Source organism: Maledivibacter sp. (genome assembly GCA_025210375.1).
GTDB lineage: Bacteria > Bacillota > Clostridia > Peptostreptococcales > Caminicellaceae > JAOASB01.
In genome coordinates this window covers 306,703-333,516 of record JAOASB010000052.1, presented here as the reverse complement: position 1 = coordinate 333,516, position 26,814 = coordinate 306,703, and the positions used below count along the sequence as shown (strand labels likewise).

Here is a 26,814-nt window from a genome sequence, read left to right as displayed (position 1 = left end):
TTATAATATAATATATCTAAAGAAACAGTATCTGGTGATACACTTTAAATATTTTTTTGAAAGGAAATTCCTCATGTATGATTTATCAAATTCACTCAAAAAATGTAGTTTGTTTAAAAATAAATCTATAGATGAAATACAATATTTATTATCAAACATCATTTATAGCATTAAATCTTTTAGTAAAAATGAGATTATACTTTCTTCAAATCAAATTGCTAATACAATGGGAATTATTTTATCTGGCTTTGCCGATGTGCAAAAGTTTTTTCCCTCTGGAAAGGTTGTCATAATAGCTAGAAAAGAAAAAAATGATTTAATAGCTGAGCCTTCAATATTTTCAAATACAAAATATTATCCTGCCACGATTTCAGCATGTGAAGCGTGTAGAATAATATTTATACATAAAAATGAACTGCTTAAGCTATTTTTAATGGATGAGGAACTTATGCAAAACTTTTTGGAATCCGTATCTAATTCAATGATAATTTTAAAAAATAAGATTGGAATCCTATCATTAAATTCTATACAAGAAAAAATCAGCTATTTTTTAATTGACGAATATAGAAGAAATAATTGTAATATCGTTAAATTACCCTTTTCAAAAAAAGTTTGGGCTGAATATATGAATGTATCAAGGCCATCTCTTTCAAGGGAATTAAGAAAATTAGAAATGGAAGGAATTATATCATTTGATAAAAACATTATAGAAATTCATGATTTAGAAAGACTAGAAAAAATACTCTTCCAACAACATGATTGAGAAATGTCAAAGGATAAATTCTTGCAATAAAAACCATAATTACACAAAAAGCTATTAAAAGTTATTGAGGGAATTGCATAACTCTTACTTGGCACAATTGCATATGCTATGCGAATATCATCCTTGATTTAATTGCTTAAGATATAAGCATATTTGATGGTATAGCTTTGAAGATTTTTAAAATACATGTAGTAGATGGTTTTTATAGAAAGTAATTATGCAATTTGCTCTATTGATAAAAACAAGATGACAACGTAAAATTAACTACCACCTGTTAAATTAACACAGGAAGCAATACTAATTTCAAAGAATTTATTTTACATATAGTATTTAGTTTTTTGTATATCCTGTATATGTAGATAGATATTTGAGAGATGTTTTAAAAATTCAAGTAGTTGTGTTGATTTCCCAATAAAATGTATACTATTTGGTTTCGTAAACTTCACCATATCTGTTATCCCCTTTTAGATATATCTTTTGACTACAAATCCCTATACCTTTTAGGACTTTAGTCCTACTTCTCTACATTATATCACATTTTTTCTTATATTTTGAGAATTTTTGTCAAAATTTCAATGAAAAATTTTTGGAAAATACAATTTTCTCACATAATTATTGTATAAGAATAAACCAAGGGAACGATTTATGCCAGACTGTCATCCCCCTGGTTTGTGTTTAAAGCTATTTATCAATTTTAAATTCCCTCAGAATATCACTAGTTTGTTGAATATATACCGGAATGTTAGAAAAGTTATTCTTTACTATTCCAATAAAAAGTATATCAACAATAGTAAGTTGAGCTATTCTTGAAGCAATAGCACCCATTCTAAGAGTCTTTTCAACCTCGGTTGTATATATTTTTATATCTGCGAGATCACTTATAGGACTCTTACCAAACTTTGTTATTGAAATTGTTTTGGCTCCTCTTTGCTTTGATATCTCCATGGCTCTATAGGTCTCGATGGTCTTTCCACTATGGGAAAAAGCAATGGCGACATCCCTATTCGTTATGTTCGCAGCGGACACCAGTTGAAGATGGTTATCTGTATGTATATATGCGGGCATATCTATTCTAACTAATTTATATTGAAAGTCCTGTGCAACTAAAGAAGAACCTCCAACCCCATAGATATTTATTCTTCTCGCAGAGCTTATTGCTTCTATTGCTTCCGTCAATACTTTTTCATCCACAAGCTTTATTGTATTTTTGATAGCATTTATGTTTTCAGCGGCTATTTTATTTACAATACTATTCATTGAATCATGGATAGTTATTTTTTCATATATTTTGTCCTCATCAAATACATTCTGATGTACTTCCCTTGCTAAGGCAATTTTTAGTTCTTGAAAGCCTTCGTATCCAAGTTTTTGAGAAAATCTGACTATACTTGCGGGACTGGTATTAGTAAGACTTGCAAGGGTAGATGCAGTTGAATTATAGACCCTATCTACATTAGCTATTATAAAGTCTGCTATTCTTTTTTCAGAAGATGTAAAATCATTTTTTAAATTGTTTATTCTAGTGATACTGCTCATCAAAGAACCCCCAGATTTTCAAATTATAGTATGTTTATTATATCATCCAATGCTTATTAGTAAAATACTGCATTATATATTGTCCTAGAGGCTATTTTTTATTAACCTTCATAATTAGGCTTTGACCGTATACCACATCCCCTAACAATTTTTCTATGTTCTTTACTTTATCTCCATTAGTTATTACAACTGGAGTAATAAGGGACTTAGCCTTTTCCTTTAAATAGGTCATATCCATTTCTATGAGTTTATCACCGGTCTCAACCCTATCTCCTTTGTCAACAAGACGTTTGAATCCTTTACCCTTTAACTCAACGGTATCTAATCCCAAATGTATTAATATCTCAATACCTTCCTTAGTTTTTATTCCAATGGCATGATTAGTAGGAAATACTTGTATTACTTTGCCGTTACATGGAGATACAACATTTCCATGGGTTGGGTCTATGGCAATCCCATCTCCAAGCATTTTCTGTGAAAATACTTGATCTGAAACTTGTGATATATCAATGGCTTTTCCGGTTAATGGAGATGCAATGTCGATTATTGAATTCTTCTTGAATAGATTTAGCATATTAATGACCTCCTATACTTGGACTATTTATCATATATGGCTCCAGATTATAATAGACCTCGTCTGGCAACCAAATGCCACAGATAGGGGTTTTCCTTCTATTATAATCACCATGATAATCTGACCCACCTGTAAATATCATGTTTTTTCTAGATACGATATTCATTAGTTCATTTTGAACTTCATCATTATTGGCAGGATGGTATATCTCAATACCATCTAGTAACTCACTATTTATAAGTTCTTTATATAATCCCCCATCCTTTTTCTTGATCTTGCCAGGATGAGCCAATACTATGATCCCACCATTTCTCTTTATTAGGTTACATATTTGATGAAAGTCATAATAGTCGTAGGTATCCTCCATATAGTAGGGAGCATCCTTACCAAAGAAAGCTTTCAATGAACTCATTATTTCTTCTTGCTTTAAGTATCCATACTTAGTAAGAGTCTTAAGGAGCTTGGCCCTATATAATGGCCCACCGTAACTTTCCTTAAAGAATTCCTCTTCATGGATTTCAATACCATTTGCCTGCATTAGTTTAATTTCCTGCTTTGATTTGTTATTTAAATAGTTTAATAGATTATTAGAATATTTTCTTAGTTCTTCAGAACGAAAGTCTATATTATAGGCTAAAACATGGAACTTAAGGTTATTTTCAACTGCTGTAAATTCAACAGCGGGTACGAACGGGATGCTATATTTTTTACTCATTTTATTCACAACCTCAAGACCTAATATGGTGTCATGATCAGTAATTGCTAATGCAGAAAGACAATTTTTCTGAGCTATTTCAAAGATTTCTTCAACTTTAGAGCTGCCATCAGAAAAAACTGAATGTATGTGAAAATCAAACTTCATAGCTATCCCCCCAAATATATTTTCTATTTAATATTAAGCACTTCACTTAATAGGTTATTTTCATCTTCTGATACTATATCATCGGCCATATCTTCCCACTTAGTAAAATATGTTAAAACAAACCCACCGGCATATGCTAATAGAGTACCAATTATATAATTAAAAACCTTATTAGAAGGTATCAATAAAGTTAAAGGCAACCCAGATAGCCCAATACCAATTGACGCAACTTTAGTTAATGATATATAAGCCCCACCAACCATTGAACCTAGACAGGCGGTCAAAAAAGGTTTGCCTAGTGGCAATGTTACACCAAACATCAAGGGTTCACCAATTCCTAACATACCAACAGGTAATGAGCTGCCAATGATTTTTTTAAGTCTTTTATTCTTTGTCTTAAAGTAAATAGCTAATCCAGCACCTACTTGACCTGCTCCAGCCATAGCTAAAATAGGTCTTAATAAATCGAACCCTGTTTCTTTCAGCAGGCTTACTTCAATAGGCGTAAGTGCCCTGTGAAGACCAGTCATTACTAATGGTAGAAATGTCCCTGACAAAATAGCTCCAATAAGTATACCACCTTTTTGAATAGATGTATTTACTATCCAACTAAGCCCCCCAGATAGGTAAACTCCCGCAGGATGAAAGATATATAAACTACTTAAACCTACTACTAAAAGGACAATTGTAGGTGTTGCAATCAAATCAATTACAGAAGGCATAACTTTTCTAAGTTTCTTTTCAATCCAAGCCCCAAAAATAACAGCTATTAGTACAGCAATGATTCCTCCAGCTTCGGGAACTAGATTCTCGCCACCTATAACTATTTTTGCAAGCTTAGGAGAACTCAAAATACCTGCAATAGCACCACCTAACGATGGACTTCCCCCGAATTCTTTAGCAGCATTAATACCAACCATTATATTCATATACATAAATACTGATTTACCAATTACATATAGTACATAATAAGTATTTTTATCAATCCATTCTTGATTTAAAAATATTTTTGCCAATCCATATATTACCCCACAGCCGATGAATGCTGGTATTAATGGTATAAATATATTAGATACATGCCTTAGAAATAATTTAAATGGAGTACTATTTTTTGCTTTAAGTTCCTCTTTCCTTACCTTAACTTCATCTTCAACTCCCACCTTGATCCCCGTTAACTTTCCGAACTCAAGGGCTACTTTACCAGCTGTTCCAGGTCCAAGTATTAACTGGAGTTGACCACTTTGTTCTACAATACCCATTACCCCATCAACTTTATTAAGAGCTTCTTTGTTAATAATATCCTTGTCTTTAATAACTAGCCTCAACCTTGTAGCGCAATGGGTTACAGATATAACATTTTCTTTCCCACCAATTTTCTCCAAAATATTTTCGCTAATTTTTTTGATTTTTGAGCCAGCCATTCAAGTGGTCCCCCTTTTTATTATATTTTATATAGTTTATTTACTCTCCAGTAGAGCTTCATAAACTAAAGATACTATACTCCCATATCTTCCTGTTTCATACACATCACCTTCAAATCTACCATCATTGCAAACTGAATGTTTTTTATTTGTCAAAAGAATTATGGCCATATCATGCTTGGGATCAATTTGTGTAAGGGTTCCAGTCCATCCAGTATGACCTATTGCTATATTACTAGCATATGGACCAAACTGCCATATCTTATCCCTATTTCCAGCTCTATTCCATCCTAATCCAAATGTGATATTATTATCCGATGGCTTAGTAAATTGATCTAATACATCTTTATCGAATATCTGAACGTTACCATATCCCCCTTGATTCAATATTGTTTGACACAAAATAGCCATATCCGAAGTAGTAGAGAAAAGTCCAGCATGCCCGGAGATTCCACCCATTGAATAATAGGACTTCTCATCATGAACCTCCCCTTGGAGTGTATATCTTCTTATACTCGGATAATCCCTTGATCCACCCCTTGTATTACCCATGGTTTCCGTTGCTGCACAATCTTCTTTTTCAATTCCCTTTTCTAAGGGATTAAATACTGTATGGGTTAATCCCAAAGGCTTATATATATTGCTTTCAACATATTCATCTAGTTTAATCCCAGTAACATTTTCAATTATATATCCTAAAAGCATATAGTCAGTATCACTGTAAATAGTTTTTGTTCCAGTAGGATATTCTAATGGAGCCTTTTCTAAAAGCTTTAATGTTTTTTCTCTATCAAGTGAATGAAACTCCTCACCATAAGGATTATCGGGCATATAGAATTTAATGCTTGATGCAAATCCAGCGGAATGGGTTAACAAATCTCTGATCCTAATATTCTCCCTTGTTTCACCGGTAAAACCTGGGATATATTTACATACCAAGTCGTTTATGTTTATTCTACCTTCACTTACAAGCTTTTGTATAGCTAGGTTAGTAGCATACATTTTAGTGTTAGATGCAAGGTCAAACAAAGTTTCGGTATTCATGGATTCGAAATTATCGAGTAGCTTATCTCCATCATATTTAAGCTTGTATCCATATGCAGTATTTTTGATGATTTTTCCATCCTTCATTACTAATAGTACTGCACCGGGAAAGCCTTCTTTTACTTCTTTATTTATAAGATCATCAATTTCACCTAGTTTTTTTGCTGAAAACCCAACATCTTCTGGCTTTCCAACTATTAGTTTGGGATATGGAATAAATACATTTATGTATGCATCCCCGGGCTTGACCCTTAAAACCTTTAAGGCATTGTGTCCTGTCACAGTATACTTGCTTATGTCTATAGTAACCCTTCCATCTTTGTGTTTAAATACATCCTTAGCCGATACTAATTTGCCATTTACATATAGATCAGCCGATTGTGCCCCGTGATTTTCTACAATTATCTTGCCTTGACCTTCATATCCTTTGAATACCCTTCTACTTTGGGCATATAGCCTACTAGTAGGTTCTTCTTCAGGAAATCTAGGATCAATCTGGGAAGCAACAAGTGGCTGAGCCACTGAAACTTGCTGTTCATCTGCTGTAGTACTAATTTTATTATCCACTGCATATCCATTTAAACTAGTAGATAATATTAATACAAATAGTAATAAGATTGAAAGTTTAGATTTCAAGTTCCTATTCATTTAAATCCCCCTTATTGTATTTTTTTTATTGCTTTTAAAGCCCTTCTTATATGTCCCTTATGTGAATTAAGGTTTTTTTGGGCTACTTCCTTGTCAAGCTCTGACATTATCATAAATATGGCAAGTTTAACGTCATATCCCGTTTTTTCTAAAAACTGAGCAGCAACTGTTTCATCCACAGAAGTAGCTTCTACGATTATGTTTCTACATCTTTCCTTTAGCTTGAGATTTGTGGATTCCAAGTCCACCATTAAATTCTCGTATACCTTGCCAAGCTTTATCATTGCCCCAGTAGAAAGCATGTTTAAAACCATTTTCTGTGCAGTACCTGCTTTCATTCTAGTTGACCCTGTTAATGCCTCGCTTCCTACTACCACCGAAATACAGATGTCAGCCAGCCTTTGAATTTCAGAATCGGCATTGTTTGTAACGGCTACCGATGAAGCCCCTATGGCTTTTGCATATTCGATTCCCCCAAGTACATAGGGTGTTCTTCCACTGGCGGTTATACCTACGAGGGCATCGGTATCATTAAAGCCTATTTTTTTCAAATCCTCCACAGCTTTTAAAATATCATCCTCTGCACCTTCTACTGCACTAAATACTGCCTTTGATCCCCCAGCGATTATTCCGTGAACCAACTCCTTTGGAGTCCCAAAGGTTGGAGGACACTCCGAAGCGTCTAATATTCCTAATCTACCGCTGGTACCAGCTCCAAGATATATCAGTCTTCCCCCCCTTTCAAGCTTATTTGCGATTATATCTACAGCCTTTGCAATGTTAATAATTTGTTTTTCAACAGCATATGCTATTTTTTTATCTTCATCATTAATCATTTTTATCATTTCTTCCGTTGAAACTATATCCAGTTCAAGTGTATTAAAATTCCTTTTTTCAGTGGTCAAGTTACTTAAATCAATCTTCATAGATGTATACACCCTTTCATAGTAGAGTATTAGAGCCTATAGCAATTTGTACATATATTGAGATCAGTTATACTAAGATATCATGAAAAAATATTACTTATAAACTAATGATATCATGAAATTTTATTTCTTTCTACTCCAAAAAAATTTTTGTAAGCTATTTTCTTTTTGAATTTGTTTGTTGGTGCCTTTATTCTTTATCCTAAATCTAACCCTTTTTAGAGTAAACAGCAAACACCAATAGGAGATATTATACTTTAAAAATATATGTAATAAATTCGGCGGGTCTATTGTGATATTTTCTTTCATACCCAATAGACCCGCCAACAAATATAAAAAGAAGGAAGTGTAATAATATTTCATATCCACCTACAGACATGACCTTAAAGCCTGGAGCCTGCATCTTTATCAATAATAACCGTTACATCGGGATGCAGCTGTAGTACTGAAGCTGGTACTTCCGGTGTGATTGGCCCATTTAAAGTATTATAAATAGCTTCAGACTTTTCAGTACCACTTGCCAATAACACTATTTTCTTTACCCCCATAATTGTTTTTATTCCCATACTTATTGCCCTGGTGGGTACTTCTTCTATGGAATCAAAAAATCTTGAATTTGCTTTTATAGTATCTTCATCTAAATGCACTAAATGTGTAGTTGCTTCAAACTTTAGATCCGGCTCATTAAATCCTATATGTCCATTTTTACCTATACCAAGAAGCTGTAGATCAATACCTCCAGCCTGCTTTATAGCATCTTCATAGTTAGCACATTCATCCTTAATGCTATCACACATACCATTGGGAATATGGATGTTTTCAGTCTTTACGTTGACATATTTAAAAAAGTTTTCTTCCATATAATAATTATAGCTTTGAGGATTTTCTTTAGAAAGAGGATAATATTCATCGAGGTTAAAGGTTTTTATATCCCTAAAATCAATATCCCCTTCATCATAAATACTTATTAGATCCTTATAAGTACCTAATGGAGTATCACCAGTTGCAAATCCCAACACACTATTAGGGTTAAGTATAATCTGACTTGCAATAATATTGGCCGCTTTTTTACTCATTTCATTATAATTATCAACAACAATAATCTTCATTTTTCTACCTCCAATACTGTTTTCCATGCTATTTTAACTTATAGCTTAAGGTTTTAACATTATCTCATACTTGTATTTATCACTTCTATATATGGATTTTGTATATTCAATTACTCTACCATCTACTAAATAGGTTTTCCTTTTCAATAACAAGGCCATTGTATCCTTCGGTATATTTAACATACTACTTTCATATTCAGCAAGAATTGTTGGCTCTATACTTTGCTTGGCATAATCCATAACATAATTATAATTTTTACTCAGTAGCTTATATAAAGAATTACCTTCAATTGTTTCCTTTAACATGTCTGGGCACATATAATGGGGTATACTTACTGTCTCCAAGGAAAATGGTTCATCTTCAATGATCATCAGTCTTCTTATTTCTATTACTAGATCATTTTCATCGGATAACTGTAAGTTAGCTTTAACTTTTTTAGTTGCTTTTTTGATCCTAAATGATAGAAGCTTCGTGCTTGTTTTCAAACCTTTTTCTTCCATTTCCTCTGAAAATCCTCTTAGCTTAGTCATTTGTTGCTTTTCTTTTGGGCTTGATACAAAGGTGCCCTTTCCTTGTTCCCTATATAACAATCCCTCATTTACTAGGGACATTATAGCTTTCCTAGCTGTCATTCGACTTATATCATGTAATTTACATAATTCAAGCTCCGGCAGAATGGGATCACCGGGCTTTAATTCTTCATTGTCAATCATCTCACCCAATATCTCCTTTAGTTGATAATACAGAGGTAAAGGACTTTGCTTTGACACTTTTTTCAAAAACATCACTCCCATAATTGTATTACATTTGTTATATTGTATATACAATTATAAAAAAACTTACTTCATTTGTCAAATATATCTAGCATATTATATTTTGGGCTTTACTCATTATTGTTATAATATTTACCGCTATTGAAGATTGGACGGCCTTATTTCTATATTCCAGAGGGGACGATCATTCCTGTCATATAGAATCTATTTATGGTAAAAAGAACCGTTTTCATTATCATATATCTTAATTCACATGTTATTGTCACTATATTCTAAATTTTTTTCAACCCAAAGGTGGCAGTACGAGCCTACTGAAAAAAATCTTATTATATTAAAAGAGACAAGAAAAAAGCACCTGGTCTACCCAAGTGCTATCTCTCCTATATCCGTTCTATATTGTTTTCCTTCAAAATTAATCTTATCTATATTTTTATACACTGTATTTCTAGCCTCATCTATGGTATCGGCAGTAGCAACTACTCCCAGCACTCTTCCTCCATTGGTAACTACCTTACCATCTACTATCCTAGTTCCTGCATGGAATACTATAGCATCTTTTATATCTTCAAGTCCATTGATGGCTTTTCCTTTTTCATATTTTCCTGGATAGCCCTCAGAAGCTAGTATAACACAAACTGCTTTCTTATCTGACCATTTGATGTCTTGATCTTTTAATCTTCCTTCTAGTATACTTTCTATAATGTCCAACAAATCCGTTTCCAGTCTTGACAGTACTACCTGTGTTTCTGGATCACCAAATCTTGTATTAAATTCTAGTACCTTTGGCTGACCGTCCTTAATCATAAGTCCTATGAATACTACACCTCTATAATTTAATCCGTCAGCTTTAAGCCCATCGATAAAGCTTTTTAGTATCCTATTTTCAACCTTTTCTTTTATATCATCATTGTATATTATGCTAGGTGAATAGGTTCCCATACCCCCTGTGTTTGGTCCATTATCTCCATCAAAGGCCTTCTTGTAGTCTTGGGCACTGACCATAGGCACTATGGTTTCTCCATCTACAAAGCAAAGTATCGAGGCTTCTATTCCATCCAAAAATTCTTCTATAACTACCTTGGAGCCTGCATCACCAAACTTTTTATTCTTCATTATCATGCTTAAAGCTTCATGGGCTTCCTTTTCATCCTGTGCAATGATTACTCCCTTACCTGCTGCAAGTCCATCGGCCTTTATAACCATGGGAAATCCGTAAATACCTATATCACTTATTGCTTCATCCGGATTTGTATATTCCTTATACTTTGCTGTAGGAATATCATGTCTTATCATAAATTCCTTAGCAAAGGCCTTACTTCCCTCAAGCTGGGCACATGCTTTATTGGGTGCAAATATCCTTAATCCCTCTGCCTCAAATCTATCAGCAATTCCATCTACTAAGGGTACTTCCGGTCCAACTACGGTTAAATCTATACCTTTTTTCAAAGCAAATCCCAATAAAACCTCTATATCTTCAGCCTTTATATTAACCAGCTCTGCCATATCTCCTATTCCAGCATTTCCAGGAGCGCAATATATCTTATCAACCCTTGGGCTTTGAGAAAGCTTCCATACCAAAGTATGCTCACGTCCACCGCTACCGATAACAAGAACCTTCATAGTTTTCACCTCCAAATAACTTTTGGGTAATACACTTAGAACTCTTCTAATGTTTAAAATGTCTCATTCCCGTAAATACCATTGCTATACCATACTTATTGGCTGCATCTATTGATTCCTGGTCTCTTATTGAGCCTCCAGGTTGGATTATAGCTGTTATCCCTGCTTTAGCCGCTACTTCAACGCAATCTGCAAAGGGGAAGAATGCATCGGATGCCATTACACTTCCTTTAACCTCTACCAAAGCTTGTTTTATAGAATTTTCCACAGCCCAAATTCTATTTACTTGACCAGGGCCTACTCCTACAGTTTGCTTATTCTTAGCCAATACTATACCATTTGATTTAATGTGCTTACATACCTTCCAGGCAAATTCCAAGTCTTCCATTTCCTTTTCAGTAGGTATTCTTTCCGTAATCACCTTTAATTCCTCTTTATACATCTTGGAATTTACATTTTGAAGAAGAATACCACCATTAACTTTTTTCATATCCATGGCATTTTCCCTTTGCTTTTTGCTTATATCCTTTAATTTTAAGAGTCTGATATTTTTCTTTGACTTAAGTATCTCCAATGCATCTTCATCAAAATCTGGAGCAATAACTATCTCAACAAATATTTTATTTATCTCCTCGGCAGTTCTATAATCTATGCTTCTATTAGCAGCAACTATTCCTCCAAAGATTGATTTAGGATCACATTCATAGGCCTTCATGTAAGCATCGTATATATCATAGCCACTGCCAACCCCACATGCATTTGTATGCTTTACACCTACCACTGTCGGTTCTTCATATTCCTTTAGCAGCTCTAGGGCTCCGTTTGTATCATTTATATTATTAAAGGACAGCTCTTTCCCATGTAACTGAACTGCATTAACTAATGATCCCTCAGTCTGTCCTACTTCTTTATAAAATGAAGCTTTTTGATGGGGATTTTCACCATACCTTAGATCACTAACCTTTTCATAGGTAAGGGTCAAAACCTCTGGGAACTCTCTACCCCCTAATCTATTTCTTAAATAACCGGAAATCAATGTATCATAATGGGATGTATGCTCGAACACCTTTAGTGCCAATTCATATTTTGTTTCATAGCACACCTCATTACTCTCATTAAGTTCACCAATTACTTTATCATAATCCCTAGGGTCAGTTACTACTGTGACAAATTTGAAATTCTTAGCCGCAGATCTTAGCATTGTCGGCCCGCCTATATCTATATTTTCAATGGCCTCATCAAACTCTACATTTTCTTTAGCTATGGTTTGCTTAAAGGGGTAAAGGTTTATCACTAATAAATCTATTGGTTCAATATTTAGCTCCTTTAACTGAGCCATATGACCTTCGTTATCCCTTATGGCTAGTATTCCACCATGTATAACAGGATGTAGAGTTTTTACTCTTCCATCTAAACATTCTGGAAATCCTGTAATATCTGACACCTTAGTTACTTCAACACCATTTTCCATAAGTTTTTTAGCAGTTCCACCGGTAGAGATAATCTCTACCCCTAATTCCTTAAGCTTTTTAGCAAATTCTACAATTCCACTTTTATCTGAAACACTGATTAAAGCTTTTTTAATCATTTAAATACCTCCCTTTAACTTAACTCTTCTTCCCTCTACTACCAATCTATCCTCACAAAATAGCTTCACTCCAAGGGGAAGAAGCTCATGTTCTACTTTTAATACCTTATCCGACAAGGTTTCTACAGTATCATCAAAATCTACGTCTACGGTTTTTTGTAGTATGACTGGCCCCGTGTCAGTTCCTTCATCTACAAAATGTACAGTAGCTCCCGTCAACTTCACTCCATAATCCAGTACTGCCCTGTGTACCCTCGAGCCATAATACCCTTTACCACAAAAGCTTGGAATCAGTGAAGGATGGATATTTATTATCCTATGTCTAAAAAGCTTAACAAAGTTTTCATTCAATATGCTCATGTATCCCGCAAGGACAACTAAGTCCACTCCTCTTTCCTTTAGTACTTCTATGAGTCTATCATTTCTTGCATCCACATGGGGATAGTTTCCTTTTCCTATATATATACCTTCAATATCATGGTTTTCGGCCCTCTTTAGTGCATAGGCATCCTTTTTACTGGAAATAACCACTTCAATTCTTCCATTTATATTGCCATTTTCAATATTATCTATTATTGTTTGTAGATTGCTTCCTCTACCTGAAACTAAAACGGCAATTCTCTTTATCGGCATAAACTCACCCCATGTATGCCCTCTACTACTTTTCCTATTTTATAGGCATTTTCGCCAGTATCCTTAATAGCACCGAGTACCCCTTCCCCATCCTTTTCTTTAACAATAAATATATATCCGATACCCATATTAAAGGTTTTAAACATTTCATCGGTTTCAACATTACCTTCTCTTTGCATCAACTCAAATATAGGCAGTACATCCCAGCTTCCTAGATTAACCTCTACACCTAAGCCCTGTGGAATAATTCTAGGAATGTTTTCATAAAAGCCTCCGCCGGTGATATGAACCATACCCTTAACATCATATTGACTTAATACCTTTATAACTGTATTGGCATAAATCTTTGTAGGTCTTAGTAATGCTTCTCCCAGGGTTTCTCCTAATTCCTCAATGTATTTATCTACACCATATCCTAATCTATCGAGGAAAAGCTTTCTAACTAAGGAATATCCATTGGAATGGATACCACTTGAAGCTACTCCTATAACTACGTCTCCATCTTCTATCTTACTTCCATCAATAATCCTAGGCTTGTCTACTATTCCTACGCTAAATCCAGCCATATCATACTCCCCTGCAGCATAGAATCCAGGCATTTCAGCGGTCTCCCCACCAATAAGTGCCGACCCTGACTGAATACAGCCCTCTGAAATCCCCTTCACTATATCGGCGACCTTTTCAGCCTCAAGCTTTCCAGTTGCCACATAATCTAAGAAAAATAAGGGCTTTGCTCCTTGACACAGTATATCATTAACACACATTGCCACCAGGTCAATACCCACAGTATCGTGTTTATCCATCATAAATGCAAGCTTAAGCTTAGTCCCGACACCATCGGTTCCAGAAACTAAAACCGGTGCTTCATACTCTTTAGCATTTAACTCGAAAAGTCCCCCAAATCCACCTAGGTCGCATAGAACATTCTTAGTAAATGTATTTTTTACATATCCCTTCATCAAGTCTACAGCTCTAGCACCTTCTTCTATATTCACTCCTGAATCCGTATAGGTTAGTTTTTCACTCATCAAATAGTCACCTCAAATATAAGATTTGTCTACTTTTTCTCAAATAAGAACTTATTGCCAAGGCTTGGAACCTCCATAGGATAGTTTCCACAGAAGCAAGCTGTACAAAGTTTTTCATCCTCCATATTAATGGATTTTACAAGTCCCTCTACACTTAAGTATCCTAAGCTATCTGCTCCAATTTGCTCTCTTATTTCTTCAATTGAATGGGTAGCTCCTATTAGTTGTTTTCTTGTTGGAGTATCTATGCCAAAGTAGCATGAATGGGTAACGGGTGGCGAACTTACCCTTAGATGAACCTCCTTGGCTCCAGCTTGTCTCAACATATCTACAATTCTACTGCTTGTAGTCCCTCTAACTATGGAATCATCAATTAAAACAAGTCTTTTACCTTCAATATTTTCCTTAAGAACACTAAGTTTTAGCTTAACCATAAGCTCTCTCATTTTTTGATCCGGTTGAATAAAAGTTCTTCCCAAATATTTGTTTTTTAGTAATCCCTGTCTATAGGGAATTCCAGATTCCTCTGCGTAGCCTATTGCCGCAACGGTTCCTGAATCCGGCACAGCCATAACTATATCTGCATCCACTGGATGCTCCTGAGCAAGTATTTTACCTGCTTCAATCCTACTTTTATATACACTTTGTCCATCCAAAACACTGTCTGGTCTAGCAAAATACACAAATTCAAAGGAACAAAGGGCCTTTTGCTTACCTTCATCATATATAATTGACTCTATACCATTATCATCTATTATAACAACCTCTCCAGGTTTAACATCCCTTATCAATTCTGCTCCTACAACACTAAGGGCACAGCTTTCCGATGATAAAACGTAGCCATCATCGAGTTTTCCAATACATAGGGGTCTCAATCCATGGGGATCTCTTGCTCCAATAAGCTTTCCTTCACAGATAATATTGAGGGCAAAGGAGCCCCTTATTCTTTTTACAGCTTCAACAATTGATTCTTTAAATCCTAGATTATAGTTCTTAGCTATTAAGTTGGCTATTACCTCGCTATCTATTGAAGTCTGAAATATGGAACCATTGTCTTCAAGTTCATTTCTGATTTTATCCGCATTTACTAGATTTCCATTATGGGCAAGGGCTATTGATCCACCTTTATATTGTACTACCAGTGGTTGAGCATTGGTCACATAGCTTTCTCCGGTTGTAGAATATCTAACGTGTCCAATGGCTATATGCCCATTTAGTCTATCTAGTACAGTTTTATTGAATACTTCCCTAACCAATCCCATTTCCTTATAATAATGGATTTTACCATCATTATATGCTGCAATCCCTGCACTTTCCTGTCCCCTATGCTGCAATGTCACCAATCCATAATAAATCATTCTAGATATATTTTGACTACCCTTAGAATATACTCCAAATACTCCACACTCTTCATTTAATTTATCAAAATCAAAATTATTGCAGTACATTGTATTTTGTCCCTCCGTTTATTGTTAGGAAAAAGGAGATAGGAGATAAGAAAAAGGTTTATAGGGCTTAATATAGTCCCCTTTAACCTTTCTTCTTTCTCCTATTACTTGTTTCCACTAATTTTTACTGTAATCTCCCCAAGACCTCTTCGTAAGCCTCTTCCACATCTCCTAAATCCCTTCTAAATCTATCCTTATCGAGCTTTTTATTAGTCTCTGCATCCCATAGTCTACAAGTATCAGGGGAAATCTCATCGGCAAGTATTACTTCTCCATCATGTAAACCAAATTCTAATTTAAAATCAATAAGCTTAATATTTCTTGCTTTAAAATATTGTACCAATATATCATTTATTTTCAAGGCATATTCCTTAACCTTGTCAAGCTGCCCATCGGTTGCAAGCTCTATAGCTTTAATATGATAATCATTGATCATTGGATCGCCCAGATCATCATCCTTGTAGCAAAACTCTAAAACTGGAGTCTTCATTACTACTCCTTCTTCAAGTCCCAATCTCTTAGCTAAAGATCCCGCAGCAACATTTCTCATGATAACTTCTAATGGAAGTATTTTTACATCCTTAACTAAACATTCTCTATCACTTAATAATTCAACAAAGTGAGTCGGTATTCCTTTTTCCTCTAGCATCTTAAAAAGTAAAGCTGACATTTTATTGTTGATTACGCCCTTACCACCTATTGTTCCCTTTTTTTCTCCATTGAAAGCTGTTGCATCATCCTTGTATTCGATTATATATCTTTTTTCATCATCGGTTTTAAAAACCTTCTTAGCCTTACCTTCATATAACATTTCAAGTTTTTTCATATTCAATCTCCTCCGTTATACTTAGTTTCGCTTTTAAATAAAAAATTATATTTACTCTAGCCTTCATTAATTATAGACTGTATTTTAGCATCCTTCTCTTCAACCTGCTTAGCCATTTCCTTCTTGTATTCTCTAAACTTCTCTCTTAAGTCTTCATATTTAACTGATAATATTTGAATTGCCAGTAAAGCTGCATTTTCAGCTCCATTGATTGCAACCGTGGCAACGGGTACTCCCTTTGGCATCTGCACTATTGATAATAATGAATCCATGCCATCCATTGTGGAGGATTTGATTGGTAGTCCTATAACTGGAAGTGTACTTACACCGGCTAAAACTCCAGGAAGATGTGCTGCTTTTCCAGCCGCTCCTATTATTAGTTCAAATCCGTTCTTCTCAGCATTTTCAGCAAAATCAATTGCCTTAAATGGTGTTCTATGGGCTGATATAACCCTTACGTCTGCTTCAACCCCAAAGTCCTTAAGAATCTTTACTGATTTCTTAACCACATCGTAATCTGAATCGCTACCCATAATAATCGCTATCTTCATCAAAATACCTCCTTAAATAATGTTTGTCTTTCCCATGTCACAATGTTGTATTTTTTAATATCGAATGTTATATTCCGTTTTTTCTAATCTCATAATATCAAAGGACCTATATATAGTCAATATATTTAACGTATATTAAATACGTTTTTTAATATAAAATACGTTTATTATCGAACGTTACTCTAAATCTAACTTCATTTATTCGTTTTCAATCTTTTCACAACCTTCAACATATCTCATTGGAAGATTCAACATTTTCTACCCAAAATATCTTATTCCCGCTTCAAATAACCTTTGATCCTTATCACCTGGTATATTCTTGCATACATCTCTACCTAGTCTTTCCGAATGCCCCATTTTACCAAGTATTCTTCCATCTGGACTTGTTATTCCCTCAACTGCATTAAATGATCCATTAGGGTTAAACTCTCCATCATAGCTTGGATTTCCATCAAAATCTACATACTGCGTAGCTACCTGCCCATTAGCTATAAGCTTTTTCATTACATCGTCACTTGAGGCAAATCTTCCTTCCCCATGGGACATCGCTATTCTATGAACGTCTCCAACCTTTACATTGTTAAACCAAGGCGAAAGATTGGATACAACCTTCGTCATAGGCATACATGATACGTGGCGTCCTATCTTATTGAAGGTAAGCGTAGGACAACTTTCATCCATATCCCTTATCTCGCCATATGGCAGTAATCCTAGCTTGATAAGTGCTTGGAAGCCATTACATATACCTATCATCAATCCGTCTCTGTCCTTTATAAGCTTCATAACTGCTTTTCCTACCCTTGGATTTCTAAATACAGTCGCTATAAACTTACCCGATCCATCGGGTTCATCTCCAGCACTAAAACCACCGGGTAAGGCTATGATTTGACTGTCCTCTATCTTCTTCACTATTTCATCAATAGATTTTTCAATGTCACTTGGAGTAAGATTTCTAAGTACCATAGTCTCAGCCATACCTCCAGCCCTTTCAAAGGCTTTAGCTGTATCATACTCACAATTTGTACCTGGAAATACAGGTATTAGTACCCTTGGTTTTGCAATTTTTATACTAGTCTTTAGTATGTTTCCCTTTTCATAGGATATGCTTTCAGGTGTTCCCTCCACATCTTCTTTGACTGGAAATATATCCTTTAATGGCTCCCTAAAGGCATCTATAGCTTCATCGAGATCAATACTTACTGCATTTATGTCGATGGCTTTTTTTCCTTGAGTTTTTCCTAAAATTTTATACTCCAACCCGCTTAACAATTCATTTAAATCTTCCTTTGAATCTATCTCTAAGATCATTGAACCATAATCAGCCTTAAATAGCTGCTGAGCTTCCATTGTATCAGTAATTTCAAGTCCTATTTTATTTCCAAATGCCATTTTTGAAACTGTAGCTGCTATACCTCCTATTTTCACAGCTCCTGTTGATAATACTCTTCCATCCTGAATAAGCTCATAAATCTTAGAATAATTCTTATCAAGCCCATCAAAATCTGGAATACTTCTTTCATCCTTTTTAAGGGGGATAAATACTACATAGCTATTTTCTTTCTTGAATTCTGGTGATACAATGGCTCTGGCATCTGCTGTATCTACGGCAAATGATACTAATGTAGGGGGAACATTTAAATCCTTAAAGGTTCCAGACATACTGTCCTTTCCTCCAATAGCTGGTATCTCTAGTTTCTTTTGAACATAGAAGGCTCCTAATAATGCACTAAATGGCTTACCCCATTTTTCCTTATCATTTCCTAGTTTCTCAAAATACTCTTGCAGAGTTAATCTAATGCCTTTATAGTCTCCTCCGAGGGCCACAACCTTTGAAACCGACTCTATTACTGCGTACATAGCTCCATGGAAGGGACTCCATTTAGCTAGTCTTGGATTATATCCATATGTCATTATGGTACAGGTATTGGTTTCTCCATCTAGTACTGGTATCTTCGCCACCATACCTTCTGAGGGAGTAAGTGAATATTTACCACCAAATGGCATTAGTACTGATCCAGCACCTATAGTACTATCAAATCTTTCAACTAATCCTTTTTGGTCAGCAACATTCAAATCCTTTAAGTTTTCTATCCATGCAGTTTTGATCTCTTTGTCCCCATACATAAGGGCAGTTTTGTCGAAATAATTGTCTTCCTTTAATGGATTAATGACTTTAACCTGAGTCCTTTGCTTAACACCATTTGTATTTAAAAAGTCCCTGCTGAGATTTAAAATTTCCTTTCCACGCCACTGCATTATCAATCTACCGGTATTTGTGACACTCGCTACTAAAGTAGCTTCCAGATTTTCCAATAAAGCAAGCTCCTTGAATCTATCTAAATCCTTTTTATCTATAACTACTGCCATACGCTCCTGAGATTCTGATATGGCAAGCTCTGTTCCATCTAATCCTTCGTATTTCTTTGGTACCTTATCTAAATCTATTTCAAGACTGTCTGCAAGTTCACCTATGGCAACGGAAACTCCACCGGCCCCAAAGTCATTACACTTTTTAATCAGTCTTGCAAGCTCGGAATTTCTAAAGAGTCTTTGTATTTTTCTTTCCGTTGGAGGATTACCCTTTTGAACCTCTGCACCGCATGTAAAAATAGACTCTTCTGTATGCTCCTTAGAAGACCCAGTGGCTCCACCACATCCATCTCTACCGGTTCTTCCCCCCACAAGTATTATGAGGTCTCCATCTACAGGCTGTTCTCTTTTAACATTTTCCCTTGGTGCTGCTGCAATAACTGCACCTATTTCCATTCTCTTTGCTAAAAATCCTTCATCATATACTTCAGCAACCTGACCAGTGGCAAGTCCTATCTGGTTTCCATAGGAGCTGTATCCCGCCGCAGCCTCTATAGTTATTTTTCTTTGAGGTAGCTTTCCAGGTAATGTATCTTCAATCCTTGTTCTTGGATCTCCACTTCCCGTAACCCTCATGGCCTGATAAACATATGCTCTACCCGATAATGGGTCTCTTATTGATCCACCAAGGCAAGTGGCAGCTCCCCCAAAGGGCTCTATTTCCGTAGGATGGTTGTGGGTTTCATTTTTAAACATAACCAGCCATTTTTCATTTTTATCATTTACATCTACATCTACTTCTATACTACAGGCATTTATCTCATCGGATACTTCAAGATCATCTAGTTTTCCTTTTTTCCTAAGCTCCTTCATGGCTAGAATAGCTATATCCATAAGACAAATATCCCTATCCCCATCACCATAAACATACTCTCTAGATTTTAGGTATTCAGCATATGCCTCTTCAATAGCTTCTCCATAATAGCCCTTCTCTATCTCGGCTTCTTCTATTTCTGTAAGAAATGTAGTATGCCTACAATGATCTGACCAGTAGGTATCGATAGTTTTTATCTCAGTAACAGTTGGATTTCTCTTTTCAATGTCCCTAAAGTAATCTCTACAAAATAAAAGATCATCGGTACTCATTGCAAATCCAAATTCTTCTCTAAACTTAGTTAATTCATCTACGTTCTTATCTATAAATCCATCTAAAATCATTACATCTCTTACAGCTATGGTTTCCATTTCCAAGGTTTCCGGCTTCTCCAGGGAAGCTTCTCTAGAATCAACGGAATTTATACAATAGCCCTTTATCTTGTCAAAATCCTCGTCGTTTATTTTTCCCTTAAGTAACAATAATTTGGCCACATATACCTTTGGCCTTTCTTTTTGAGTTAATATTTGAATGCACTGCATAGCTGAATCAGCCCTTTGATCGTATTGTCCAGGTAAAAACTCTATAGCTAAAACCCTTTCATCGTCACTGCTTTCTAAAGTCTCATTATATACGCTGTCAACATTTGGCTCAGAGAAGATAGTTCTTTTTGCTCTTTCAAATTCATCTTCCAATATTCCCGATACATCATAACGATTAATAACTCTTAAACCCGTAAGCCCATCTATCCCTAAGTTGTCCTTTATATTTTTTAATAAATGCTGTGCTTCTACATCAAAACCACTTTTCTTTTCCACAAAGAGTCGTCTAACAACATTTCTCATATATATAAACCTCCCATTAGCACAAAGCGTCTAAAGACGCGTTTGTAGTTCTAAGTTCTAAGTGATAAGTTCTAAGATTTAGGTCATTCTTACAGGTCATATAAATTAAAAAAATCGTCCTATGGACTATTAGCTATTAGCTAATCTGTCCCTTTACAATTCAATTCTAACATAGTAAAATATATAATTAAAATTAATAATACTAATGTCAACTATAAGGAGTAATAATATATGGATGTAAATTTTGAACTGTATAAGGTTTTCTATTTTGCAGCAAAGACCTTGAATTTTTCTAAGGCTGCAAATAAGCTATATGTCTCTCAATCAGCAGTAAGTCAATCCATAAAGCTTTTGGAAAAAAAACTAAGCACTAAACTGTTTTTCAGACACACCAAAAATATGAAACTGACTTCTGAAGGCGAAACCCTTTTCAAGCATATTGAGCAAGCCTTTAACTTCATAAAATCCGGGGAAAGAGCTATATTTGAAATAGATAATCTGTTGTATGGCGAAATACGAATCGGTGCCAGTGATACAATCTGTAAATATTTTCTCCTACCTTACTTCAAAAAATTCCATGAAGATTATCCAAATATAAGGATTCACATAACTAATAGACCATCTCCAGTGTGTATAGACCTATTAAAAAGCGGCAGCATTGATATAGCAGTAGTTAATTTAAATAATAAATATAAATATGAAAACCTAGAAGTAACTCCTGTAAAAACCATACAAGATGTTTTCATTGGAGGAGAAAAATTTAAGACTTTGAAAAATAAACCCATAAGGTTAAAGGAGCTTGAAGAATATCCAATACTGAGTCTTGAGAAAAATTCCACCACAAGAACTTATTTTGATCAACTGATTAAAAATCATGACGTAAAAATATCTCCAGAATTCGAACTAGATAGTATAGATTTGCTTGTAGAGATGACTAAAATCGGGCTTGGGATTTCCTTTGTAATAGAAGATGCCATAAAGTTAGAATTGGAAAAAGGCAAAATTTTTAAACTGGATATTAAAGAAACTATATCTGCTAGAAATATTGGAGTAGTTACCCATAATAAAATCCCTCTCCCCCCTGCTGGTGAAGAGTTTATCAAGATGTTCTAAATTTTTCATAGATAATTTGAATTGAAGTCAAGAATTGAATTTTGAACCTTCAAATGGTATTATTATATTAATTAACCAGTAAATTTTGTGAATAAGATTAGGCGAATTCTATGGCAAAAAAAGGATTAAAGATATCCATATATTCAAGTCCTGTTTCAATAAATGGTTCTGGAAAACATCTTATTCTTGATCTGCACATTTCAAATACTACTTCTAAATCTTCAGTATATTTATCAAAAAATTCCATATCATTCTTCCCCCCTTTAAATATCATACAAATTTCTCCATAGGGTCACAAGATATATATGAAATTTTTTACAAAAAAAATAAAAAACAGAAGCCAATATTTAAGCTTCTGATCTAATGTATTCTTATATCCATGGGACTCGCTCCTCCATAGAATATCTATTTACTTTTTAAAGAAGGAAACATAACTTGAAACTAAGGAAAAATAAATCCCATGGTTTATAACTACTCATTTTTATAAATATGCATTACACAATAAGGAATTTAAATATAAACAATACTGCTAAAATATACATAAGCGGTGAAACCTCTTTATATTTTCCTGTTACAGTCTTTAGTACAACATAGCTTATCATTCCAAACACTATACCTTCTGCAATACTATATGCAAGGGGCATCATGATTATAGTTAAGAAAGCTGGTATAGCTTCTGTAAAATCTTCAAAATTTATCTCTTTAATTGGTGACATCATGAAAAGCCCAACTAGTATTAACGCCGGTCCAGTTGCAGCAGATGGAATCATTATAAATAGTGGAGATAAGAATAAAGCCATGGCAAACATACATGCAGTAGATAAAGCGGTAAGTCCTGTTCTTCCTCCCTCGGCTACACCCGATGCACTTTCTACATAAGTAGTTACTGTACTTGTTCCAAGCATCGCTCCAACCGTTGTTCCAACTGCATCTGCAAATAATGCTTGTTTTACTCTAGGTACTCTTCCCTTTTCATCCAGCATATCAGCTTTAGTTGAAACCCCAATTAGTGTTCCAACGGTATCAAACATATCAACAAATAGGAAAGAGAAAAGTACTACAAACATTTTCATGGTGAAAATCTGTGAAAAATCAAACTTAAATAATATCGGTCTTAATGTCGGCGGGGCACTGATAAACTTTAACCCTTCTGGAAGATGGGTTACGCCCATTGGTATACCTATAATAGTTGTGATTAATATGCCAAACAGCAAAGCTCCTTTTACTCTCTTGGCTAGTAAAAAGCCTGATATCAATAATCCTATAATTGCTAATAATGCAGAGCCCTGTGTAACATGGCCTAAAGTTAATGGAATATCTTGTCCTGGAGTTATAATTCCAGATGTAAAAAGTCCAATAAATGCGATAAATAAACCGATACCAACAGAAACAGCCTTCTTAAGGTTCATTGGTATAGCATTAATTATAGCTTCTCTAACATTTAAAAATGTAAGTATAATAAATATAATTCCCTCTAAAAATACTGCTGTCAAAGCAAATTGCCATGAAACATTCATTCCCACTACTACAGAAAGGGCAAAATATGCATTGAGTCCCATTCCCGGTGCCAATGCAAAGGGAAGGTTTGCAATAAATGCCATAATCAGCGTTGCTATAATTGCAGACAATGCCGTTGCAGTAAATACTGCACCAAAATCCATTCCAGCATCATGTAAAGTTAATGGATTAACTATGAGAATATAAGCCATAGTCATAAAAGTAGTAATACCCGCCATGATTTCTGTCTTCACATTAGTGTTGTTTTCAGACAGTTTAAAAAATCTTTCAGTCATTTTATCCACCTCATCATTTAGTATAGATTTTCGCTTTTATTATTTGCGAAATTTGCAAAACTTACATTATAAATTTTGAATATCCTTAAAACATTATCTATTCAAAAAAATGTAAATTTTTAAATGTGTTCTATATAAGAGAAATCCTTTGAGATAAAAAATAGACGCAAAAAATTTCACATATAGAGTGAAACCTTTGCGTCAATTATTAACTCACTGACAAGTGCAAAATAGCACTTAGACAAATTTCACCCATAGTCAGACAATTTATGGTTGTCCGGTAGAAACTTCCCGACCCTATTACGGGAATTATATGAGAGGATATTTATTTTTTCGACAAATAAATAATAACAAAGTAACTTTTAATAGTCAATAGTTTTCCCGAATTTTATTGTCGTTTTTTTGATTATTTAGCTATATTTATCCGAACATTCATTTGTTATGTTTAAATACAATTCGAATTTCAAGGATTATAAGTAAAAATTTTATGCTAAACACCCTATGATTTTTATAATTTACAAAATTTTCTTGACATTGTATTTGTATCATTATAAACTATTTTTGTATATTTTAAAAATTTTATATGTTAAGGGGGATTTTTATGTTAAAAAGACCATTCAAGCCTAAAGCATTGGTATTTATTTTATTGATTACTATGCTTTTTTCATCTTTAGGGGTGTATGCTGAGGGAAGTAGTGTCCCTACTAGGGGTGAAATTCAAGATCAGTACAAATGGAGATTAGAGGATATTTATGAAAGCGATGATGCTTGGGAAGATGATTACAAAAAGTTAGAAGAAATGATTCCTACTATATCAAAGTATAAGGGATCATTAGCAAAAAATTCTAAGAACATAGCTGAGTGTTTATATCATATACAAGATATCAATCGTTTGCATGACAAACTATATGTATATGCAAATATGAGAAGTCATGAAAACCTTTCAGTTGAAAAATATCTTGAAATGGTGGATAGAGTAGGTTCACTAGGTTCTACCATTGGGGAAGTTGCTGCATTTATAACACCTGAATTATCAGCCATTGCTGAAGATAAACTAAAATCATTTATGAAAACTGATGATCTAAAAGACTATGACCTATATCTACAAAACATATTAGATGGAAAGTCCCATACCCTTTCTGAAGCTGAGGAAAGCATAATGGCATTAGCTGAAACTCTTTCCAGCACTCCTGAAAATGTTTATGAAGCATTTAAATATAAGGATAGAAAGGCAAAGAAAATCAAGAATGAAAATGGGGAAGATTTATTATTATCCTATGGAAACTACAGTATACTACTTGAAAATCCAAATCGTGATATGAGAAGGAAGGCCTTTGAAGGAGAGTTCAGCAGCTATAATGAAAATATAAATACATTGGCAGCAGCTTTATATGGTGAAGTTAAGACAAACATCTTCAATGCCAGAGCAAGAAAGTATAATTCCTCCCTTGAAGCGGCTTTACTTTCTAGTGGCATTGATCCAAAGGTATATGACAGCTTTATAGAGGCCGCAAATAATAACCTAGAACCATTACATAAATATGTATCCTTAAGAAAAAAACTTTTAGGTATACAGGATAAGATTCACTATTATGATATGTATGTACCTATGCTTCAATCAGTGAACTCAAGTATACCCTATGAAGATGCAAAAAAAATGGTGTTAGATGCATTAAAACCCCTGGGTGATCAATATGTTAAGGACCTTCAAATGGCATTCGATAACCGCTGGATAGATGTATATGAGACTCAGAATAAATATTCTGGTGGTTATTGCTGGGGATCATATGATACACATCCATATGTTCTTCTGAATTATAACGGTACATTGAATGAAGTTTCAACAATTGCCCATGAATTGGGCCATGCAATGAATAGCTACTATTCCAATAAGAAACAACCATATAGCAAAGCAAATTATGAAATTTTTACCGCAGAAGTAGCTTCCACTACCAATGAAGCTATGATGTATGATTATTTAATAAAAAATGCAGAGTCTAAAGAAGAAAAAATATATTTGATAGGTTCATATCTTGAGCAAATCAGAGGATCAATCTATACTCAATTAATGTACGCAGAGTTTGAAAAAACTATATATGAAGCAGCAGAATCTGGAGCAACCCTAACAGCCCCATTCTTAAACGAAACTTGGGGTGATTTGATGCAAAAATACTACGGTGAAGACTTTGAGGTAGATCAGCTGGCTAAGGTTTGGTGGTCTAGAGTACCTCACTTCTACTGGAATTTCTATGTTTATACATATGCTTCTGGACTGTCAGCCGGCATCAATTTATCCGACGGAATCGTAAATGAAGGTGATACAGCCAGGGATGCATACCTAGAATTCCTTGGGGCTGGAGGCTCCGATAATCCTGTGGAGCTTCTAAAAGCAGCAGGTGCTGATATGTCTACTCAAGAGCCCGTTGAAAGGGCATTACAAAGATTTGATGAACTTTTGACTGAACTTGAAAAATTAATCAATCAGTAATTTTAAAAGGGTCTAAGCCCTTTCATACTTGTAAGTGGTA

General features: G+C 34.6%; 21 protein-coding genes and 1 riboswitch. Of the genes, 3 read left to right on the top strand and 18 right to left on the bottom strand.

The window, feature by feature from the left end; translation table 11 throughout:
- Positions 1-73: 73 nt before the first annotated feature.
- Positions 74-763: a Crp/Fnr family transcriptional regulator gene (locus tag N4A68_19135; protein MCT4566415.1), complete on the top strand. Its 690-nt coding sequence runs from the start codon at positions 74-76 to the stop codon at positions 761-763.
- A 681-nt stretch (positions 764-1,444) separates the two neighbouring features.
- Here the strand turns inward: N4A68_19135 and N4A68_19130 are convergent.
- From N4A68_19130 to N4A68_19055, 16 genes are all read right to left on the bottom strand, one after another.
- Positions 1,445-2,299 (bottom strand): MurR/RpiR family transcriptional regulator, encoded by an 855-nt coding sequence (locus N4A68_19130; protein MCT4566414.1) that lies wholly within the window; start codon positions 2,297-2,299, stop codon positions 1,445-1,447.
- A 91-nt stretch (positions 2,300-2,390) separates the two neighbouring features.
- Complete coding sequence (locus N4A68_19125; protein ID MCT4566413.1) at positions 2,391-2,873, bottom strand: PTS glucose transporter subunit IIA; 483 nt, start codon at positions 2,871-2,873, stop codon at positions 2,391-2,393.
- 1 nt (position 2,874) lies between these two features.
- A complete protein-coding gene (locus tag N4A68_19120) occupies positions 2,875-3,735 on the bottom strand; it encodes a PHP domain-containing protein (protein MCT4566412.1) in 861 nt (286 codons plus the stop codon).
- A gap of 23 nt (positions 3,736-3,758) precedes the next feature.
- Complete coding sequence (locus N4A68_19115) at positions 3,759-5,156, bottom strand: PTS transporter subunit EIIC (GenBank protein ID MCT4566411.1); 1,398 nt, start codon at positions 5,154-5,156, stop codon at positions 3,759-3,761.
- A gap of 36 nt (positions 5,157-5,192) precedes the next feature.
- Complete coding sequence (gene pbp4b, locus N4A68_19110) at positions 5,193-6,848, bottom strand: penicillin binding protein PBP4B (GenBank protein ID MCT4566410.1); 1,656 nt, start codon at positions 6,846-6,848, stop codon at positions 5,193-5,195.
- Between the two features lie 11 nt (positions 6,849-6,859).
- On the bottom strand, positions 6,860-7,774 hold the full coding sequence (murQ, locus tag N4A68_19105) for an N-acetylmuramic acid 6-phosphate etherase (GenBank protein MCT4566409.1): 915 nt from the start codon (positions 7,772-7,774) through the stop codon (positions 6,860-6,862).
- Positions 7,775-8,157: 383 nt separating this feature from the next.
- Positions 8,158-8,883: a glucosamine-6-phosphate deaminase gene (gene nagB / locus N4A68_19100; protein ID MCT4566408.1), complete on the bottom strand. Its 726-nt coding sequence runs from the start codon at positions 8,881-8,883 to the stop codon at positions 8,158-8,160.
- A gap of 45 nt (positions 8,884-8,928) precedes the next feature.
- Entirely contained in the window at positions 8,929-9,663 is a 735-nt protein-coding gene (locus N4A68_19095) for a GntR family transcriptional regulator (protein ID MCT4566407.1), read from the bottom strand.
- A gap of 354 nt (positions 9,664-10,017) precedes the next feature.
- Complete coding sequence (gene purD, locus N4A68_19090; protein ID MCT4566406.1) at positions 10,018-11,277, bottom strand: phosphoribosylamine--glycine ligase; 1,260 nt, start codon at positions 11,275-11,277, stop codon at positions 10,018-10,020.
- A 46-nt stretch (positions 11,278-11,323) separates the two neighbouring features.
- Entirely contained in the window at positions 11,324-12,865 is a 1,542-nt protein-coding gene (gene purH / locus N4A68_19085) for a bifunctional phosphoribosylaminoimidazolecarboxamide formyltransferase/IMP cyclohydrolase (GenBank protein ID MCT4566405.1), read from the bottom strand.
- Complete coding sequence (gene purN / locus N4A68_19080) at positions 12,866-13,492, bottom strand: phosphoribosylglycinamide formyltransferase (GenBank protein ID MCT4566404.1); 627 nt, start codon at positions 13,490-13,492, stop codon at positions 12,866-12,868.
- Positions 13,489-14,526, bottom strand: coding sequence for a phosphoribosylformylglycinamidine cyclo-ligase (gene purM, locus N4A68_19075; protein MCT4566403.1), 1,038 nt, complete (start codon positions 14,524-14,526; stop codon positions 13,489-13,491). The genes purN and purM overlap by 4 nt, the downstream gene beginning before the upstream one ends.
- A 29-nt stretch (positions 14,527-14,555) precedes the next feature.
- Complete coding sequence (gene purF / locus N4A68_19070; GenBank protein MCT4566402.1) at positions 14,556-15,974, bottom strand: amidophosphoribosyltransferase; 1,419 nt, start codon at positions 15,972-15,974, stop codon at positions 14,556-14,558.
- Between the two features lie 124 nt (positions 15,975-16,098).
- Positions 16,099-16,800, bottom strand: a complete 702-nt coding sequence (locus tag N4A68_19065) for a phosphoribosylaminoimidazolesuccinocarboxamide synthase (protein MCT4566401.1) — start codon at positions 16,798-16,800, stop codon at positions 16,099-16,101.
- A gap of 56 nt (positions 16,801-16,856) precedes the next feature.
- Entirely contained in the window at positions 16,857-17,351 is a 495-nt protein-coding gene (gene purE / locus N4A68_19060) for a 5-(carboxyamino)imidazole ribonucleotide mutase (GenBank protein MCT4566400.1), read from the bottom strand.
- Positions 17,352-17,609: 258 nt separating this feature from the next.
- Positions 17,610-21,380, bottom strand: a complete 3,771-nt coding sequence (locus tag N4A68_19055) for a phosphoribosylformylglycinamidine synthase (GenBank protein MCT4566399.1) — start codon at positions 21,378-21,380, stop codon at positions 17,610-17,612.
- A gap of 231 nt (positions 21,381-21,611) precedes the next feature.
- Here N4A68_19055 and N4A68_19050 point away from each other — a divergent pair, with 231 nt between their 5' ends.
- Positions 21,612-22,493, top strand: a complete 882-nt coding sequence (locus N4A68_19050; protein MCT4566398.1) for a LysR family transcriptional regulator — start codon at positions 21,612-21,614, stop codon at positions 22,491-22,493.
- Between the two features lie 97 nt (positions 22,494-22,590).
- Here N4A68_19050 and N4A68_19045 read toward each other — a convergent pair whose 3' ends face one another.
- Entirely contained in the window at positions 22,591-22,740 is a 150-nt protein-coding gene (locus N4A68_19045) for a hypothetical protein (GenBank protein ID MCT4566397.1), read from the bottom strand.
- Positions 22,741-22,987: 247 nt separating this feature from the next.
- Positions 22,988-24,286, bottom strand: a complete 1,299-nt coding sequence (locus N4A68_19040) for an NCS2 family permease (protein MCT4566396.1) — start codon at positions 24,284-24,286, stop codon at positions 22,988-22,990.
- Between the two features lie 235 nt (positions 24,287-24,521).
- Positions 24,522-24,623, bottom strand: a riboswitch (purine riboswitch).
- Positions 24,624-24,887: 264 nt separating this feature from the next.
- Between N4A68_19040 and pepF the strand changes: the two genes are divergently transcribed.
- A complete protein-coding gene (gene pepF, locus N4A68_19035) occupies positions 24,888-26,774 on the top strand; it encodes an oligoendopeptidase F (protein MCT4566395.1) in 1,887 nt (628 codons plus the stop codon).
- Positions 26,775-26,814: the final 40 nt, after the last annotated feature.